The organism is Streptomyces sp. NPDC059906, assembly GCF_042730645.1.
Classification (GTDB): Bacteria; Actinomycetota; Actinomycetes; order Streptomycetales; family Streptomycetaceae; genus Streptomyces; species Streptomyces rubrogriseus.
In genome coordinates, this window is record NZ_JBHWKU010000002.1 from 295,980 (window position 1) to 312,960 (window position 16,981).

Annotated in this window: 13 protein-coding genes; 6 read left to right on the plus strand and 7 right to left on the minus strand. The window is 72.5% G+C overall.

From position 1 onward, the window contains the following. Window positions 1-144 precede the first annotated feature (144 nt). Window positions 145-1,614, plus strand: coding sequence for a cellulose binding domain-containing protein (locus tag ACFV9J_RS04335; protein ID WP_385349615.1), 1,470 nt, complete (start codon window positions 145-147; stop codon window positions 1,612-1,614). Between the two features lie 114 nt (window positions 1,615-1,728). Here the strand turns inward: ACFV9J_RS04335 and ACFV9J_RS04340 are convergent, their stop codons facing one another. From ACFV9J_RS04340 to ACFV9J_RS04355, 4 genes are all read right to left on the minus strand, one after another. Next, complete coding sequence (locus ACFV9J_RS04340; protein WP_385349618.1) at window positions 1,729-3,168, minus strand: GH1 family beta-glucosidase; 1,440 nt, start codon at window positions 3,166-3,168, stop codon at window positions 1,729-1,731. A gap of 143 nt (window positions 3,169-3,311) precedes the next feature. Next, window positions 3,312-4,223, minus strand: coding sequence for a carbohydrate ABC transporter permease (locus tag ACFV9J_RS04345; protein ID WP_115742261.1), 912 nt, complete (start codon window positions 4,221-4,223; stop codon window positions 3,312-3,314). Between the two features lie 12 nt (window positions 4,224-4,235). Further along, window positions 4,236-5,249, minus strand: coding sequence for a carbohydrate ABC transporter permease (locus ACFV9J_RS04350; protein ID WP_385350100.1), 1,014 nt, complete (start codon window positions 5,247-5,249; stop codon window positions 4,236-4,238). 5 nt (window positions 5,250-5,254) lie between these two features. Next, window positions 5,255-6,580: an ABC transporter substrate-binding protein gene (locus tag ACFV9J_RS04355; protein WP_385349622.1), complete on the minus strand. Its 1,326-nt coding sequence runs from the start codon at window positions 6,578-6,580 to the stop codon at window positions 5,255-5,257. A gap of 365 nt (window positions 6,581-6,945) precedes the next feature. On the opposite strand from ACFV9J_RS04355, the gene ACFV9J_RS04360 reads away from it, so the two are divergent. Then, a complete protein-coding gene (locus ACFV9J_RS04360; protein WP_385349626.1) occupies window positions 6,946-8,001 on the plus strand; it encodes a LacI family DNA-binding transcriptional regulator in 1,056 nt (351 codons plus the stop codon). A 318-nt stretch (window positions 8,002-8,319) separates the two neighbouring features. Here the strand turns inward: ACFV9J_RS04360 and ACFV9J_RS04365 are convergent, their stop codons facing one another. Together ACFV9J_RS04365 and ACFV9J_RS04370 are read right to left on the minus strand one after the other, a co-directional pair. Beyond that, window positions 8,320-10,080, minus strand: a complete 1,761-nt coding sequence (locus ACFV9J_RS04365; protein ID WP_385349629.1) for a siderophore-interacting protein — start codon at window positions 10,078-10,080, stop codon at window positions 8,320-8,322. Further along, window positions 10,080-11,078, minus strand: a complete 999-nt coding sequence (locus tag ACFV9J_RS04370; RefSeq protein WP_385349631.1) for an ABC transporter substrate-binding protein — start codon at window positions 11,076-11,078, stop codon at window positions 10,080-10,082. Before ACFV9J_RS04370 ends, ACFV9J_RS04365 begins: the two co-directional genes overlap by 1 nt. A gap of 139 nt (window positions 11,079-11,217) precedes the next feature. Here ACFV9J_RS04370 and ACFV9J_RS04375 point away from each other — a divergent pair, with 139 nt between their 5' ends. The 4 genes from ACFV9J_RS04375 to ACFV9J_RS04390 all read left to right on the plus strand — a co-directional run bounded on the left by ACFV9J_RS04375 (window position 11,218) and on the right by ACFV9J_RS04390 (window position 15,241). Continuing rightward, entirely contained in the window at window positions 11,218-11,964 is a 747-nt protein-coding gene (locus ACFV9J_RS04375) for a helix-turn-helix domain-containing protein (protein WP_385349634.1), read from the plus strand. A gap of 112 nt (window positions 11,965-12,076) precedes the next feature. After that, the gene (locus ACFV9J_RS04380; protein WP_385349638.1) at window positions 12,077-13,126 is read left to right on the plus strand and encodes an iron chelate uptake ABC transporter family permease subunit; all 1,050 of its coding nucleotides are present in this window, start codon (window positions 12,077-12,079) and stop codon (window positions 13,124-13,126) included. Next, the gene (locus tag ACFV9J_RS04385) at window positions 13,123-14,157 is read left to right on the plus strand and encodes a FecCD family ABC transporter permease (RefSeq protein ID WP_385349641.1); all 1,035 of its coding nucleotides are present in this window, start codon (window positions 13,123-13,125) and stop codon (window positions 14,155-14,157) included. Before ACFV9J_RS04380 ends, ACFV9J_RS04385 begins: the two co-directional genes overlap by 4 nt. 427 nt (window positions 14,158-14,584) lie before the next feature. After that, window positions 14,585-15,241, plus strand: a complete 657-nt coding sequence (locus tag ACFV9J_RS04390) for an NADPH-dependent F420 reductase (RefSeq protein WP_385349645.1) — start codon at window positions 14,585-14,587, stop codon at window positions 15,239-15,241. 49 nt (window positions 15,242-15,290) lie between these two features. Here ACFV9J_RS04390 and ACFV9J_RS04395 read toward each other — a convergent pair whose 3' ends face one another. Continuing rightward, on the minus strand, window positions 15,291-16,898 hold the full coding sequence (locus tag ACFV9J_RS04395) for a beta-N-acetylhexosaminidase (RefSeq protein WP_385349648.1): 1,608 nt from the start codon (window positions 16,896-16,898) through the stop codon (window positions 15,291-15,293). Window positions 16,899-16,981 lie beyond the last annotated feature (83 nt).

A 16,981-nucleotide genomic window follows, 5' to 3' on the forward strand; every position in this document is an offset into this window, starting at 1 on the left:
CCTTAAGCCCACCCTAAGATCGCCAACCCCCGCCCGGATCAGGCTCTTTGCCCGTTTCCAGGTCGCTAGCGTGCTGCCGCACCCCCACCCCGCCCCCGACGGCCCGCCGCCGGGGGCACCGTGAACAGCGAAGGCAGGCACGTGATGCGCACGCACCGACGCAAGGTCAGTGGCAGGAACAAGGCGATCGGCGCCTTCGTCGCGGCGGCCGTGGCCGGTGGCGGGGCGCTGCTGTTCACCAGCACCGCCCAGGCGGCCTCGGTCGGTGCCGCGTACACGAAGACCAGCGAGTGGTCGACGGGCTACACCGCGCAGTACGTCGTCACCAACAACAGCGGGCAGGCGAAGGCCGACTGGACCCTGGAGTTCGACCTGCCCACCGGTGCGAAGCTCGGCTCGCTGTGGAACGCCGAGTCGACGGCCGACGGGCAGCACGTCACCGTGACGCCGCCCAAGTGGGACACGGACGGGCTGAAGGCCGGCGAGTCCGTCACGGTCGGCTTCGTCGTCAACGGCACCGCCGACCCGACCGGTTGCCTCGTCGACGACGCCGCGTGCTCCACGGACGACGGCGCCACCCCCGAGCCCAGCGGCCGCCCCACCGACCCCCCGGCCCCGACGCCCACGCCGACCCCCACGGCAACCGGCAGCACGGAACCGACCCCGACCGGCACCCCCACCACGCCGGAGCCCACCGGCACCCCGGGCGACGGCACCGCGGCGGGCGCCGGCTTCGCGCCGTACGTCGACACCTCCCTCTACCCGGCCTTCGACCTGCTCGCGCACTCCGCGGCGACCGGCGTCAAGGAGTACAACCTCGCCTTCGTGACCGACGGCGGCGGCTGCACCCCCAAGTGGGGCGGCGTCACCGACCTCGGCAGCGACGCGGTGGCGAACCAGATAGGCGCCCTGCGCGCCGAGGGCGGCGACGTCCGCGTCTCCTTCGGCGGCGCCTCCGGCTCCGAACTGGGCACCACCTGCACGTCCGCCGACGCGCTGACGGCGGCGTACGGCAAGGTCGTCGACGCCTACCAGCTCACCAAGGTCGACTTCGACGTCGAGGGCGGGGCGCTGCCCGACACGGCCGCCAACACCCGCCGCGCCCAGGCGATCGCCGCGCTCCAGAAGCAGCACCCCGGCCTGGACGTCTCCTTCACCCTCCCGGTGATGCCCGAGGGCCTCACCCAGGCGGGCGTCGACCTCCTCGCCGACGCGAAGAAGAACGGCGTGGACATCGACGCCGTCAACATCATGGCGATGGACTACGGCCCCGCGTACAGCGGCGACATGGGCACCTACGCCGAGCAGGCCGCCACCGCCACCCAGGCGCAGATCAAGGGCGTCCTCGGCCGGTCCGACGCCGACGCCTGGAAGACGGTCGCCGTCACCCCGATGATCGGCGTGAACGACGTCGCCTCCGAGGTCTTCAAGGTCGACGACGCCACCCAGCTCGTGGAGTTCGCGAAGTCCAAGGGCCTGGGCGCCCTGTCCATGTGGTCCGCGACCCGCGACAAGGCCTGCCCCGGCGGCCCGAAGCCCTCGGCCGACGCGACCTGCAGCTCCGTGGACCAGGAGCCGAACGCCTTCGCCAAGGCCCTCGCCGCCCACAAGTAGGGCAGGGCCCCTTCCCGCGGGGCCGGGCCCCACACCGGCCCCGCGCGCGGGGCGCGGCATCCCCCGTGGAATGCCGCGCCCCGCCACCGCCCGTGCGCCGGCTCCCCCGAGGGGCTACTCGACGGCGTCCACCGGCGGCAGCGCCCCCGTGCGGGCCGCCCGCCCGTACCACAGGGCGCTCGACTTCGGGGTGCGCTGCTGGGAGGCGTAGTCGACGTACACGGCGCCGAAGCGCTTCTCGTAGCCGTAGGCCCACTCGAAGTTGTCCAGCAGGGACCACAGGTAGTAGCCGCGGACGTCGGCGCCGTCGGCGATGGCCTGCCGGACCGCGGTGAGGTGGCCGTTCAGGTAGGCGACCCGGTCGGGGTCGTGCACCGTGCCGTCCGCGCCGGGCTTGTCGTCGTAGGCGGCGCCGTTCTCGCTGATGTACAGCGGCATGCCGGGGGCCTCGCGGTTGTACCGCATGATCAGTTCGTGCAGGCCGGTCGGGTCGACGCTCCAGCCCATCTCGGTGCGCTCGCCCGGCGGCTGGTGGAACGCCACGTCGTCCGCGGCGGGCCAGGGCGAGTGCTCGCTGGCGCCGTGGCCGTCGGCGCGGGGGGCGCGCGAGTCGGCGTCGGCCGCCGACACCACCGTCGGCGTGTAGTAGTTGAGGCAGATCGCGTCGATCGGCTGGCGGATCTGCCCCAGGTCGCCGTCCTGGACGAACGACCAGTCGGTGAGCGGCGCCGTCGCCTCCAGCAGGGTCTGCGGGTAGGCGCCGTGCAGGATCGGACCGTGGAAGATCCCGCCGGACAGGTCGTCGATCTTCACCGCGGCCGCCAGGTCCGCCGGGCTCTGCGACAGCGGCCGCACGACGGACGTGTTGAGGCTGATCGCCACCGAGTTGCGGGCCGGCATCACCGAACGCAGCGCGACCGTGCCCAGGCCGTGCGCCAGGTTCAGGTGGTGCGCGGCGCGCAGCGCGGCCGCCGGGTCGGTGCGGCCGGGGGCGTGCACACCGGAGGCGTAGCCCAGGAAGGCGGCGCACCACGGCTCGTTGAGCGTGATCCACTGCTCCACCCGGTCGCCGAGCGCCTCGCCGACGATCTGCGCGTACTCGGCGAACCGGTACGCCGTGTCCCGCTCGGGCCAGCCGCCCGCGTCCTCCAGCTCCTGCGGCAGGTCCCAGTGGTAGAGGGTGACGGCCGGCTTGATCCCGGCGGCCAGCAGCTCGTCCACCAGGCGGCGGTAGAAGTCCAGGCCGCGCTGGACGGCCGGGCCGCGGCCGGTCGGCTGCACCCGCGTCCAGGAGACCGAGAAGCGGTAGCCGCCGAGGCCCAGGTCCTTCATCAGCGCCACGTCGTCGCGGTAGCGGTGGTAGTGGTCGACAGCGATGTCACCGGTGTCCCCGCCGGCCGTCTTCCCGGGGGTGTGGCTGAAGGTGTCCCAGATCGAGGGGGTACGGCCGTCCTCCCGCACCGCGCCCTCGATCTGGTACGCCGAGGTGGCGGCGCCCCACAGGAAGGCCGGGGGGAAGGTCACCGGGGTCACCGGCGTTGCGGACTCAAGCATGGAAGCGCTCCCATAGCAGGTCGTGGCGGGTCCGGGCGGGTCCCGGGGGGACCGGCCGGAGGACCGGCGCGCTGGACCGACGAGTAAGAAGGACGAGGGGGGAAAGGGGGGCCGGGGCGGTGGCCCGGCCCCAGGGTGAGGGGTCAGCCCTTGACGGCGCCCTGCATGATGCCGCCCACGATCTGCTTGCCGAAGATCGCGAACACCAGCAGCAGCGGCAGCGTGCCCAGCAGCGCACCGGCCATGATCAGGGACTGGTCCGGGGTGTAGCCGCGGCCCAGTCCGGCGAGGGCGACCTGCACGGTCGGACTGCCGTTCTGCGTCAGCACCAGGAACGGCCACAGGAAGTCGTTCCAGGACTGCACGAACATCAGCATGCCGAGCACGGCCATCGCGGGCCGCGCCGCCGGGAACACCACGTGCCACATCACACGCCAGCTGCTGGCGCCGTCCACGCGCGCCGCCTCGATGATCTCGTCCGGCAGCGCCTGGAGCAGGTACTGCCGCATGAAGAACACGCCGAACGCGTTCACCAGGGACGGCAGGATCACCGCCTGCAACTGGTCGGACCAGTCCAGCTTCGCGACCATCATGTACAGCGGGATGATGCTGAGCTGCGGCGGCACCATCATCGTGCCGATGACGATCAGCATCAGCGCGCCTCGCCCGCGAAAGCGCAGCTTGGCGAAGGCGAACCCGGCGACCGTCGACAGGAAGACGATGGTGCACGCCGAGATCCCGGCCACGATGGTGGTGTTGAGGAACGCCTCGCCGAGGTTGGCGTCGTTCCAGGCGATCTCCAGCTTGTCGAACAGGTTGCCGCCGAACCAGAAGGGCGGCGGCGTCTGGGCGAGCCGCTGGTTGTCGCGCGAGGCGGCGATCGCCGTCCACACCAGCGGGAACAGCGAGCCGATGGTGAACAGGGCGAGGATGATGTAGGCGATCGGCCCGGCGTGCAGCGTGCCGCCGGCCCGGGCGGCCTTGGAACGTCGTCGGCCCCGCCGGGGCGGCTCGGGTGCCGCGTCGGCCGGGGGTTTCGTCATGGTCGTCGTCACGGCCGGTTCTCCTTAACTACTGGCGCGCAGCCGGCGCGAGATGACGGCGTTGAGGATCCCGATCACGATCAGGATCAGGAACATCGCCCAGGCGATCGCGGAGGCGCGGCCCAGGTGCTGGTTGACCCAGCCCTGCTCGTACAGGTACAGGCCGAGCGTCTGGAACTGGTGCTGGGAGCCGCCCGAGGCGCCCTTGTTGGCGTCGAAGAGCAGCGGCTCGCCGAAGACCTGCGAGGCGCCGATCGTCGACACGACGACCGTGAACAGGATCGTGGGGCGCAGCGAGGGCAGCGTGACGTGGATGAACTGCCGCCAGCGGTTGGCGCCGTCCAGCGCCGCCGACTCGTACAGGTCCTGCGGGATCGCCTGCATCGCGGCCAGGTAGATCAGCGCGTTGTAGCCGGTCCAGCGCCAGATGACGATCGTGGACACGGCGAACTTGGACGACCACGAGCCGTTCTGCCAGTCGATCTTGTCCAGGCCCACCATGTCGAGGACCCAGTTGATCATGCCGTAGTCGCGGCCGAAGAGCAGCACGAAGACCAGCGAGGCCGCGGCGATCGACGTCGCGTACGGCGCCAGCATCACGACCCGGTAGAAGGTCGAGGCGCGCAGCTTGTAGTTGAGGATGTGCGCGAGGCCCATCGCCATCAGCAGCTGCGGCACCGTCGAGATGACGCCGATCCACAGCGTGTTCTTCGCGGCGTTCCAGAAGAACTCGTCGTCGAAGATCCGGGTGTAGTTGTCCAGCCCCGTCCACTGCATGTCGGTGGGCGCGGTCAGCTCCACCGTGTGCAGCGAGGCCCAGCCGGTGTAGATCAGCGGGAACAGGCCGAAGGCGAGGAAGAGCAGGAAGAACGGCGAGACGAACGCGTACGGGCTCCAGCGCATGTCCCGCTGCCAGCGGCGGGAGAGCTTGGCCCGCTTCCTGCGGTCCGCCTCCGCGGACGCCCTGCCGCCGGGCGGGCGGCCCGGGGCCGCGCCCCCCTTGACGGGGGACGCGGCGGTGTCGTGCCGGGTGGTCATTCCGGTCACTTCTCCAGGTTGTTGTCGATGGTCTTCACGGCGTTCTCCCAGGCGTCCTTGGCGGACTTGCCCTGGGTGACGAGGATGACGCCGTTGTCCGTCAGGCCCTGCTGGATGATCTGGTCCTTCGGGCCGATCACCTGGGTCGGGATCTCCTCGGCGGCCTTGGCGAACAGCTCGCCGATCGGGGCGTCACCGGTCATGTCGTTCTTGCCGCCGGTCACCTGCGGGAGCTTGTACGCGGCGGGTGCGCTCGGGAAGCTGCCCATCTTGGAGAAGAGCTTGGCCTGCTGCTCGGGGGCGGTCAGCCAGGTGACCAGCTTCTGGGCCTCCTTCACGTGCTTGCCGCTCTTGGGCACGCCCAGGAAGGTGCCGCCCCAGTTGCCGGCCTTCGGGGCCTGGGCGACGTCCCACTTGCCGGCGGAGTCCGGCTGGGACTTGGCCTTGATGGTGCCGAGCATCCACGGCGGGCAGGCGACGGTGGCGAACAGGCTGTTGGAGATGGTCTGGTCCCAGGCCGGCTGGAACTGGGTCTGCGACTGGACCAGCCCCTTCTCGGCCGCCTCGGCGGTCAGGTCGAAGGCCTTCTTGACGTCCGGGTTGGTCTTGTAGATGACCTTGCCGGAGGCGTCGTAGAACTTCTCGTCCTCACTGCTGAGCATGGCGTTGATCAGACCGCCGGGCGAGTCCATGAAGTAGGTGTCCTTGCCGGCGCCCTTCTTGTACTTCTCGCCGGCCTCGATGAACTTCTTCCAGTCCCCGGCCCACAGCTTGGAGACCTCTTCGCGGTCGGTCGGCAGGCCGGCCTTCTCGAACAGGTCCTTGCGGTAGCAGATGGCCATCGGGCCGATGTCGGTGCCGAGGCCGATCGTGGCGCCGTCCTTGGTGGTGGCCTGCTGCCACTTCCAGTCGAGCCAGTTGCTCTTCTGGACGCCCGCGGCCTTGGACATGTCCTCGAACTTGTCCGCCTGGGTGGCGACGACCTCGGCGATGTTGCCGACCTCTATCGCCTGCACGTCCTGGAGGCCGCTGTCGGTGGTGAGGTGGTTCACCAGGGCGGGGTAGTAGTTCTCGTTCCGCTCGGTGACGTTCTCCTCGATGTTGATGTCCGGGTTGAGCTTCTCGTACTCGTCGTAGAGACCGGCTTCCTTGAAGCCCATCGTCCCGAACAGACCGAGGGTGATGGTGGTCTTGCCGCTGCTGTCGCCCGACGACGAGCTGTCCTCGTCGTTCCCGTCGTCGGCACAGCCGGCCAGCAGCCCGGCGCCCAGCGACGCGACGGCCGCCATGACCACCACTCTGCGGGCCGATCCTCTGCGTGCTGCTCGCATTGCGTCCTCCTGTTGCCCTGACGTGCCGACCCCCCGGCCAACTGCATGGTTGGACCCGCTGCTTCATGTGGTGCGTTCGTCGCTGCGGCTCGGGCGTGGAACGTGCGGGATGTGTATGTGCCAGGTAGTGTGGGAGCGCTCCCACAAGTGATGTGTTGAAGAGTCGTCGGTCCGGGCGGGGGTGTCAAGGGAACGGACGCGACGAATTGCGTTCAGTTATCGGCCTGTTAACTGGACGTTGCGAGCGGCGCGGAGACGCCCCCCGTACGGCGGGGGAGGGGCCGGAGTCGGTCATTACACCCGACCGGCCTGTTAAATTCCAGGCCAGCCGCAGAGTGCGGGGGTGACGACGGGAGGCGGAGCCGATGGCAAGCCACGGAGTGCGTGGTCGGAGCGGTGGCCGGCCCACCCTCGAAGAAGTGGCGGCACGCGCGGGCGTCGGCCGCGGCACGGTCTCCCGCGTGATCAACGGCTCGCCGCGGGTCAGCGACGCGACCCGGGCGGCCGTCGAGGCGGCGGTCGCGGAACTCGGCTACGTCCCGAACACGGCGGCCCGCGCGCTGGCGGCCAACCGCACGGACGCGATCGCCCTGGTGGTGCCGGAACCGGAGACGCGGTTCTTCGCGGAGCCGTACTTCTCGGACATGCTGAAGGGCGTCGGCTCCGAGCTGTCCGACACCGAGATGCAGCTGCTGCTGATATTCGCGGGCAGCGACCGGGAGCGCGAGCGGCTCGCCCAGTACCTGGCGGCGCACCGGGTGGACGGCGTCCTGCTGGTCTCGGTGCACGCCGACGACCCGCTGCCCGACCTGCTGACCCAGCTGGAGATCCCCGCGGTGATCAGCGGCCCCCGCTCGGCCGCGGAGCCGCTGGCCTCGGTGGACTCGGACAACTACGGCGGCGCCCGCTCGGCCGTCGAGCACCTGCTGTCCCGGGGGCGCGGCCGCGTCGCCCACATCACCGGTCACCTCGCCGTCTACGGCGCGCAGCGACGCGTCGACGGCTACCGCGACGCCCTGCGCGAGGCGGGCCACGAGGTGGACGAGGCACTGATCGAGCCGGGCGACTTCACCGAGGAGGGCGGGCGCCGCGCGATGGCGGAACTGCTGCGCCGCCGGCCCGACGTGGACGCGGTCTTCGCCGCCTCGGACGTCACCGCGGCGGGCGCCGGACAGGTCCTGCGCGAGGCGGGCCGGCGCATCCCGGACGACGTGGCGCTGGTCGGCTACGACGACTCGGCCATCGCCCGCCACATGGAGCCGCCGCTGACCAGCGTGCGCCAGCCCATCGAGGAGATGGGCCGCGCGATGATCGACCTGCTGCTGACCGAGATCGCCGACCGCCGCCCGGCCGCCTCGCGCGGCCTGGAACGCCACCAGGTGGTGCTGGCGACGGAGCTGGTGGAGCGCAGGTCGTCGTAAAGGATTGAACCCACCCCCCCCACGGCGCCGACGCGGGGCGGCCCGCCGAGCCACCCGCGTCGCGGCCGGCTCCGCCGGGCGGAAGCCGGGACGGCGGGCACGGCGGGTTCGCGCCCCGGCGACGGAGTCGGCGGGCCCCGGTCCGCCGGTCAGGCGGGGGCGGAAGGGGTTCTGTGGCCGGGGGGCGCGCTTCCGGCGACGGAGCCGCGGGGCGTTCCGTAGCGGGCTGTCCCCTCAGCCGTCCCCCCCAGCCGCCCCCAGCCGTCACCCCCCAGCCGTCCCCTCCCAGCAGGGGCGGAAGGGTTTCCGTCGCCGGGGTCAGGTGCGGTGCAGGACCGTGGCCTCCGTGCCCCAGCCGAGGGGGATGAGGCGGGCGACGTGCCAGCCGGTGCGGTGGGCGAGGGCCGCGATCGCGGTGGAGTCCCGCAGCGGGCTGCCGGTGGCGGCGTACGCGTGCAGGGACGCCTCGGCCGCGTGCGGGCTCAGGCCGTCGGGGCGGGACGCCTCCACGAGGACCACCGTCGGGGCCCAGGAGGCGAGCCGGGTGAGCAGGGCCTCGGCCTCGTCGTCGGTCCGGTGGGCGAGGGCCTTGGCGGCCACGGCGAGGTCGGCGGGTCCCCCGGTCCAGTCGATCCGTTCCGGGGCCGGGACACGGGTGCGCAGCGTCGCGGCCGGGACCTCGTCCTCCGCGATCCGCAGTCGCGGCCGGCGGCCGGCGTCGTCGAGGGCGGCGACGACGGCCGCGCTGCCGGGACCGGTGAGCAGACAGGTCCCGACGCCCGCCCACAGGGGGTCGGCGGCCAGCCCGTTCAGCAGGAACACCAACTGCTCGCACTCCTCCACCAGTTCACCGTAGCGCTCCGCGTCCCCTGCCACCGTGCCGTGCAACGTGGCCCCCGACGCCCGCTGCCAGGGGGAGCCGCCCCCGCGCAGCGCGGGCGCCAGCTCGGCGAGGGAGAGCAGCAGCTCGGCCTCGTGGCCCGCGTACTCGTCCCGCGCGTGGTCGTCGAGCAGTTCCTCGCCGGCCGGGCCCAGCCGCAGCCCGTCGTGGTCGCCGACGACCACGCCGTGCGCGGCGAGCGGCCCCAGCAGCACGCCGAGGTTCGGCGCGGGCACGTCCAGGCGGGTGGCGAGCGCGTCGAGCGGCAGGCCGGGCGTGTCGGCGACCGCGTCGAGCAGGCCGAGCCGCAGCGAGGCCCGTACGACCAGCCACGGCACCGGCGAGGGCACGCGCGCGTGCTCCCCGGTCGCCGCCGGGTCCTCCGCCCCGGTCGGGGCGGCGGGCTCCTCGCGGTGCCAGTAGCCCGTGATGTTCAGCCGCTCCTTCGGCAGCCCGCACTCGCGCCCGAGGTACCGGCGCACCGGCAGCAGGGCCCGGCTCTCCGCCGCGGCCCATGCGTAGCCGTCCCCCGCCGGCAGCGGCAGGGCACGGACGGCGGCCTCCAGTGCCGTCGCGTCCCCGGGTTCCGCGAGGACCCACCGGATGGTGTCGCCCTCCCGCAGCGCGAGCTTCTGGCGTGCGGTGTCGTCCGCGACGGTGACCAGGATGTGCGCCGGTGCGTCGACGGGGCGTTCGTCGAGGAAGCGGCCGATCGCGGGCAGCGCGGTCTCGTCGCCGGCGAGCAGGATCCAGTCCGGCCGCGCGGGCAGCCGCAGCGAGGACTTGGGGCCGACGAACCACAGCTCGTCGCCCTCCCGCGCCGCCCTGGCCCAGGCCGCCGCGGGCCCGTCCCCGTGGGTCACGAAGTCGAGGTCGAACTCACCGGCCGCGGGATCCACCCGCCGCGGGGTGTAGTCGCGGGTGAGCCGGTTCTCGGCGGGCGTCCACTCGATGCCGTGCGGCAACTGCGCCGGGAGCGCGGCGCGGACGTCCCCGTCCGAGGCCAGGATCAGCTTGACGTGGTCGTCGAACCCGGGCGCGGCGAAGGCCGGATGCTCGATCCCGTCCCGGGTGAAGGCGCCGAGCTGGTCGCCGCAGAGGACGATCCGCCGCATCCGGGGCGTCACGTCGTGGACGCGGCGCACCGTGACCCGGCGCAGCACGAGCGGGTGCGTCGTGTACGCCCGCCGCGCGGCCATCAGGAGAACTCCTTCTCGATGATGTCCAGCAGGGCCATCGACTCGTCGTAGTCGCCGCGCAGCACCCAGTACGGCAGGTCGTAGGCGTGGCCCGACTCGAAGGCGGGCAGCGCGCCGTAGACGGGGTTCTTCTTCAGGGTGGCGACGTCGGTCGTGTCGGCGTTGAAGCCCATCACGAACACCGACGGCTGGGTGATGGTCTGTCCGGCCTTCTCGGTCGACAGCTCGAACATGTCGCCGCCCTGCCCGTACACCTTGAAGCCGCCCTTCGCGAAGACCGGTGCCGGTTCGATGCCGACCTTCTTGAACTCGACCGGCAGGCCGACGCTCTCCACCAGCCCGTAGGCGGTGCCGTCCCCGGTGAAGGCCAGGAAGGACACCGGGCCGGGCGGCGGCTCGATCGCGTTCTTCACCTCGGTGATCCGCTTGTCGTAGGCGGCCACGTGCTGGTCGTAGACGTCTCCCTTGCCGAACACGTCCTTCGCGAGGAAGGAGAACTGGGCGCGCCAGTCGCCGAGCTTCTTGCCCACCAGCACCGTCGGCGCGATGTCGGAGAGGTCGTCGTAGACCTTCTCCGCCTGGAAGAGCGGGAAGCCGATGCCGCCGCCGACGATGAGGTCGGGCTCCAGGGCGAGGATCGCCTCCAGGTCGAAGCCGTCGACGCTCCACGGCAGGAACGTCGTGCCGTCCTCCTTCGCCTCCTTCGCCCAGTTCGGGGAGAACTCGCCCTTGCCGTCGGCGTCCTCGGGGATCGTCGCGCGCACCGGCACGTCCAGGTCGTAGAGGTAGCCGGCGAGGGCGTGGTTCAGCACGACCACGCGCTTGGGCTCGGTGGGCACCTTCACCTCGCCGTAGTCGGTCGCGACGGTACGGGTCTTCGCGGCGGACGCCTTGTCGCCGCCCCCGGCGGAGCCGGAGGAGTCGTCGGAGGCGGCGCAGCCGGTGAGGGCCAGCGTGGCGACGAGCGCGACGGCGAGCAGGCGGACAGGAGCAAGCATGGGACCTCACGAGGCTGGGCAGAATCATGCGTTCGGCTAATTGGTAAGGTGAGCCTAACTTCGCTGGTTTCGCAAGGTCGGTCCGCATGCGACATCGCCGGCGACCGGCACGACACTTCGCAGGGCACGGGAGGCAGGCTTGCCGGTCACATCCCTCGGCACCGTGGTCGCCGAGAACTCCATCCGCTTTCTCGGCCACGACACGCACCAGCACGACGAGCCGCACCTCGTCTACGTCGTGACCGGCTCCGCCGTCCTGCTCGCCGACGGCGCCGAGTGGCGGCTCGGCCGCCAGGAGGCCGTCTGGCTCGCCCCCCGGGTGCCGCACGCGCTGCGGATCGCCGCCGGCGGTATGGCCCTCGGCCCCACCCTCAACCCCGATGACCTGCCCCGATGCCGGGTGCAACCGCTCGGAGCGGTGCCCGCGATCATCGAGGTCATGACCACCACGCTGGGCGCCGCACCGGGCACCGCGGAACAGGTCAGGCCGTTCCGCCAGGCGCTCGGCCGGGTGCTGCGCGGCATCTCGCGGCAGTACTTCCCGGTCGTCCTGCCCACCCATCCCGCGGTGCGTGCCCTCGCCCGCGAGGCGCTGCGCACCCCCGCCGGCACGCTGGAGCAACTCGCCGCACAGCACCGGATGAGCCCCCGCCAGGTGCAGCGGGTCTTCCTCGACGAGACCGGACTGCCCTTCACACGGTGGCGCAGCCGGGCCAGGATGAACGCCGCCGTCGAGCACGTCCTCGGCGGCGGGGAACTGACGGCGGCGGCCCGGGCGGCCGGCTACGCGACCCGGACCGGACTGCTGCGCGCGCTGAGCCGCGAGTCCGGGATCCCGGTGAGCGAGCTGACGGCGGACCCGGCGGGTGCCCTCGGCGGACGCTGAGCCCCCGGGCGGTTCCCGGTCAACTGTGTACGTGTACGTGGACATATCGGTCGCCGTGTGTCGGCACGGGGCGGCCGGCCCGCCCGAGGGGCGGGCTGCGCAAGGAGGATGGATGGCACAGGCGCTCGCGACGGCGACCGCGCCCCCGCCGGCTCGCCCGTCGCGTCCCGGAAGGCGCCGGCTGCTCGGTCTGGCCGCCGCCGTCGCCGTACTGGCCGTGGCGGTGGTGCTCAGCGTCGCGGTCGGCTCGGCGATGCTGCCGCCGGACGTGGTGTGGCAGGCCCTCACCACGCCCGACGGCTCCGTGGCGCACGCGACGGTCGGTTCGGCCCGCGTCGACCGGACGGTGCTCGGCATCCTCGTCGGCGTGGCCCTGGGCGTGGCGGGCGCGCTCATCCAGGCGCTCACCCGCAACCCGCTCGCCGACCCCGGGATCCTCGGCGTCAACGCCGGTGCCGGGTTCGCCGTCACCCTGGGCGTGGCCGTGTTCGGCGTCACGCGCATCGAGCAGTACCTGCCCTTCGCGTTCGCCGGGGCCGTCGCCGGTGCGGCGGTGGTCCACCTGGTGGGCAGCGCCGGGCGGGGCGGGGCCTCACCGCTGCGGCTCACCCTGGTCGGGGTCGCCTTCACGGCGGTCCTGTCCGGCATCTCGCAGACCCTGGCGCTGATCGACACCGAGACCTTCGACCGGATGCGCTTCTGGGAGGCGGGCACCGTCACCGACCGCCCGGGCGGTACCGCCACCGCGATCCTCCCCTTCGTCGTCGCCGGTCTCGTCCTCGCCCTGTGCTGCGCGCGCCCGCTGAACGCGATCGCCCTCGGCGACGACGCGGCGCGGGCGTTCGGGCTCCGGGTCGGGGCGACCCGGGCAGGCGTGGTGCTCGCGGTGACGCTGCTGTGCGGCGCGGCCACGGCGGCGGCGGGCCCGCTGGTCTTCGTCGGCCTCATGGTGCCGCACGCGGTGCGCCGGATCACCGGGCCCGACTGGCGCTGGATCCTCGCCTACTGCGCCGTCCTCGCGCCGGTGGTCGTGCTGGTCGCCGACATCCTGGGCCGCCTCGTGGTGATCCCGTCCGAGTTGCCGGTCGGCGTGATGATGCCGCTGGTCGGCGCGCCCGTACTGATCCTGCTGGTGCGCACCGGACGGGCGAGGACGTCATGAGTGGGGTGCTCGTGCTCAGGGCCGGACCCCTGAGCCTGCGGCTGACCCGGCGGGCCGTCCTCGTGGGCGGGCTGCTGTGGCTGGTGCTGATCGGCCTGGCCCTGTGGGCCTTCACCCTGGGCAGCTATCCGCTGAGCCCCGGCGACGTGGCCTCCGTCCTCACCGGTGGCGCGAGCAGGAGCGTGCGCACGGTCGTCCTGGAGTGGCGGGCGCCGCGCATCGTCGCCGCCGTGCTCTTCGGGGCCGCCCTGGCGGTGGGCGGCGCGATCTTCCAGTCCCTCACCCGCAACCCGCTCGGCAGCCCCGACTTCATCGGCTTCACCACCGGCTCCTACACCGGCGTCGTGCTGACCATGCTGGCCGGGGCGAGCAGCTACGCCGCGCTCGCGGCCGGGGCACTGGCCGGGGGCCTGGGCACCGCGCTGGCCGTGTACCTGCTGGCGTTCCGGCGGGGCGTGCAGGGCTTCCGGCTGATCGTCGTGGGCATCGCCGTGGGCGCCCTGCTGTCGTCGCTCAACACCTGGTTCTCGGTGAAGGCCGAGGTGGACGCGGCACTGCGGGCGGCGGTGTGGGGCGCCGGGTCGCTCAGCACCGTCGACTGGCAGATCATCGCCGTGGCCGCCGTCGTCCTGGCGGGGGTCGCGCTGGTCGCGCCGGTGGCGCAGCGCAGGATGCGGCGGCTCGAACTCGGCGACGACACCGCGGCGATGCTCGGGGTGCCGGTGGAGCGTACGAAGCTGCTGCTGGTCGTCCTCGGCGTGGTCGCCACGGCCACGGTGACCGCGGCGTGCGGCCCCATCTCCTTCGTCGCCCTGGCGGCCCCCCAGATCGCCCGCCGCCTCACCGGCCACGGCACCTCCGTCGACCTCGCCGGATCGGCCCTCGTGGGCGCGCTGCTGCTGCTCGGCGCGGACATCGCAGCCCAGCACGCGATCCCGGGCGTGCTCCTGCCGACCGGGGCCGTCACGGTGTGCGTCGGGGGTGCGTACCTGCTGGCGCTGCTCGTGCGGGAGGGCCGGCGAGGGCTCTGACTGTATTGACCCGCGTCTACGCCTTTACCGTGTGCCTCCGAGGATGCCCGGCCGTCGGGCCGGGGAGGAGTCGGGCCCCTGCGGAGCAGGGCGGGGAGCGGGGTTTCGTCCCCAGGGCGAAAGACCGTATTCATCCGCTGTCGTCAGCTTGTAGAATCGTCCCCGCTGGTCGAGAACCAAGACAGCATCCTGCGTTGCGAGAACCAAGCGCGCACTTGTATCACCAGGCTTGTTCGAAGATCCCGGGCTGGTTTCAACCCGGCTGGTGTTGAGGGAGTAAGACCTTGCCGGTCGATGACCGGTGGGGCTTCCTGAGCCAGGAATCCCCTTGCTTCAGCTGGGGGAGGATTCAAGCACCACATGGTGCCCGAGCCGCCTTCTAGCGTCGGTGCGAACGGTCGAAGCCGGCACGGAGAGGGAACGCGTGATGAGAATCGCCGTCTTGGGAACGGGCAACATGGCCGACGCGCTCGCCACCCACTGGGTACGGGCGGGGCACGAGGTGATCGTCGGAGGGCGGGACGTACGCAGGGCCGAGCGGCTCGCGACGCGCCTCTCCGGCGGGGCGAGGCCGGCCGGTCTGCGGGCGGCGGCCGAGTCCGGCGCGGAAGTGGTGCTGGCCGCGCTGCCGTTCGGGGCGGGAGCGGAGGTGGTGCGGGACCTGAGCACGGCTCTGGAGGGCAAGGTGCTGCTCGACTGCTCCAATCCGGTCGGGCCGGGCTTCCGGCTCCTGACCGAGACGGGCCCCTCGGCCGCGCGGCGGCTCGCCGCGGCGGCGCCCGGTGCCCATGTGGTCAAGGCCTTCAACCTGTGCCACGAGGACGTGTGGCGCATGCGCCCGCCCGTGTTCGACGGGCGGCCGCTGGCCGTACCCGTCTGCGGGGACGACGAAAACGCCCTCGCGCGGGTACGCGAGTTGGTCCGGGACGTGGGCTGCGAGCCCGTCGCCGCGGGCGGTCTCGACCGTGCGGGGCTCCTGGAGGCGACGGCCGCGCTGTTCATCGCCCTGTGGGTCGGCGAGGGCGCGGACGCACAGGCGATCGCGCCCCCGCTGTCCCACGCCGCCGGACCGGGCCGCCGGTGACGGCGGCCCGGGGCTCGCGTCGTGTCACCGGTGTCTCATGTCACCGGCCTCACGGCCACGGCACCTGCGGCGAGCGGTAGTAGTCGATCCCCATCGCCTCCCAGCGCGGTGCCTGCGCGGCGAGCCGCACCCGGTAGGTGTCCCAGTCGTGCGTCGACGCCGGGGACCAGCCCAGCTCGGCGACGCCCGGGAGCCTCGGGAAGGCCATGAAGTCCAGCTGGCCGGGGTCGGACAGGGTCTCGGTCCACAGCGGGGCCTCGACACCGCGGACCGCGTCGGCCGGGGCGCCCGGCAGATAGGCGGCCGGGTCCCAGTCGTAGGACCGCCGCACCTCGACGTAGCCCGCCCAGGACAGGCCCAGCGGGGTGTCCTTGGTGTACTTCATGTCCAGGTAGGTCCGGTCGGCCGGGGACAGGATCAGCCCGGTGCCGTTCCTGGCGGCCTCGGCGACCTCGGCCTTCTCCGCGTCTCCGGTGCGGTCCAGGCCCCAGTACTGGACCAGCGCGCCCTCGACCGGTTCGGCGCCGGCCAGTTGGTGCCAGCCGACGACCGTCTTGCCGTACTTGGCGACGACCGGCTGCACCCGCTTCATGAACCTGACGAAGTCGGCGTGCGGGGTGGAGTGTGCTTCGTCGCCGCCGATGTGGAGGTAGCGGCCCGGGGTGAGCGCGGCGAGTTCGCCGAGGACGTCGTCCACGAAGTCGTAGGTGACGTCCTTGCCCACGCACAGCGAGCTGAAGCCGACCTTGGTGCCGGTGTACAGCGGGGGTGCCACGCCGTCGCAGTTCAGCTCCGCGTAGGAGGCGAGGGCGGCGTTGGTGTGGCCCGGCATGTCGATCTCGGGCACGACCTCGAGGTGCCGGGAGGCGGCGTAGCGGACGATCTCCTGGTAGTCCGCCTTGGTGTAGAACCCGCCGGGGCCGCCGCCGACCTCGGTGGAGCCGCCGTACGTCGCCAGGCGCGGCCAGGAGTCGACGGCGATGCGCCAGCCCTGGTCGTCGCTGAGGTGCAGGTGGAGCTTGTTGTACTTGTAGAGGGCGACGCGGTCGATGTAGCGCTTGACCTCGTCGACACCGAAGAAGTGCCGGGAGACGTCGAGCATGGCGCCGCGCCAGGCGTAGCGGGGCGTGTCCTCGATGGTGCCGCCCGCGACCGGCCAGGGGCCGCTCTGCAAGGTGTCCTTCTCGACGGCGGCGGGCAGCAGCTGACGGAGGGTCTGGACGCCGTGGAAGAGCCCGGCGGCCTCGCGGGCGGTGATGGTGATGCCCGAGGGGCCGCTGTCGAGGCGGTAGCCCTCGTCGCCGTACGGGCCGCCCGCCAGGCGCAGCCGTATGCCGCCGTGGCCGTGGGAGGTGACGGGGAGCCGGTACCCGGTGGCGGGCCGCAGGAGGTCCGCGAGGTAGTCGCCGACGCGGCGGGCCTCGCGCGAGTCGTCGACGCGGATGTGGGTGCCGCGGGTGATGCGGTACGGCGCCCCGCCGGGTTCGACCGAGGCGGGGGCCGGGATCACCTGGTCCAGGGGGGTCGGCCGGTCGGCCGTCTTCCGGTTCGGGGCGGCGCCGGTGGTCATGGCGCCGACCGCCGCCACCAGCAGCAGCGCTCCCAGCAGCCGGGGGATGCGGGGAGTCGTTCTGTGGTGCCGTCGATGAGGTCTCACGTGCGCTCCCTTCGCGATGGGTTGGGACGGGTCGGGACGGGTTGGACCACTCTCCCGCACCATCACCGCCCGCGGCGGCGATG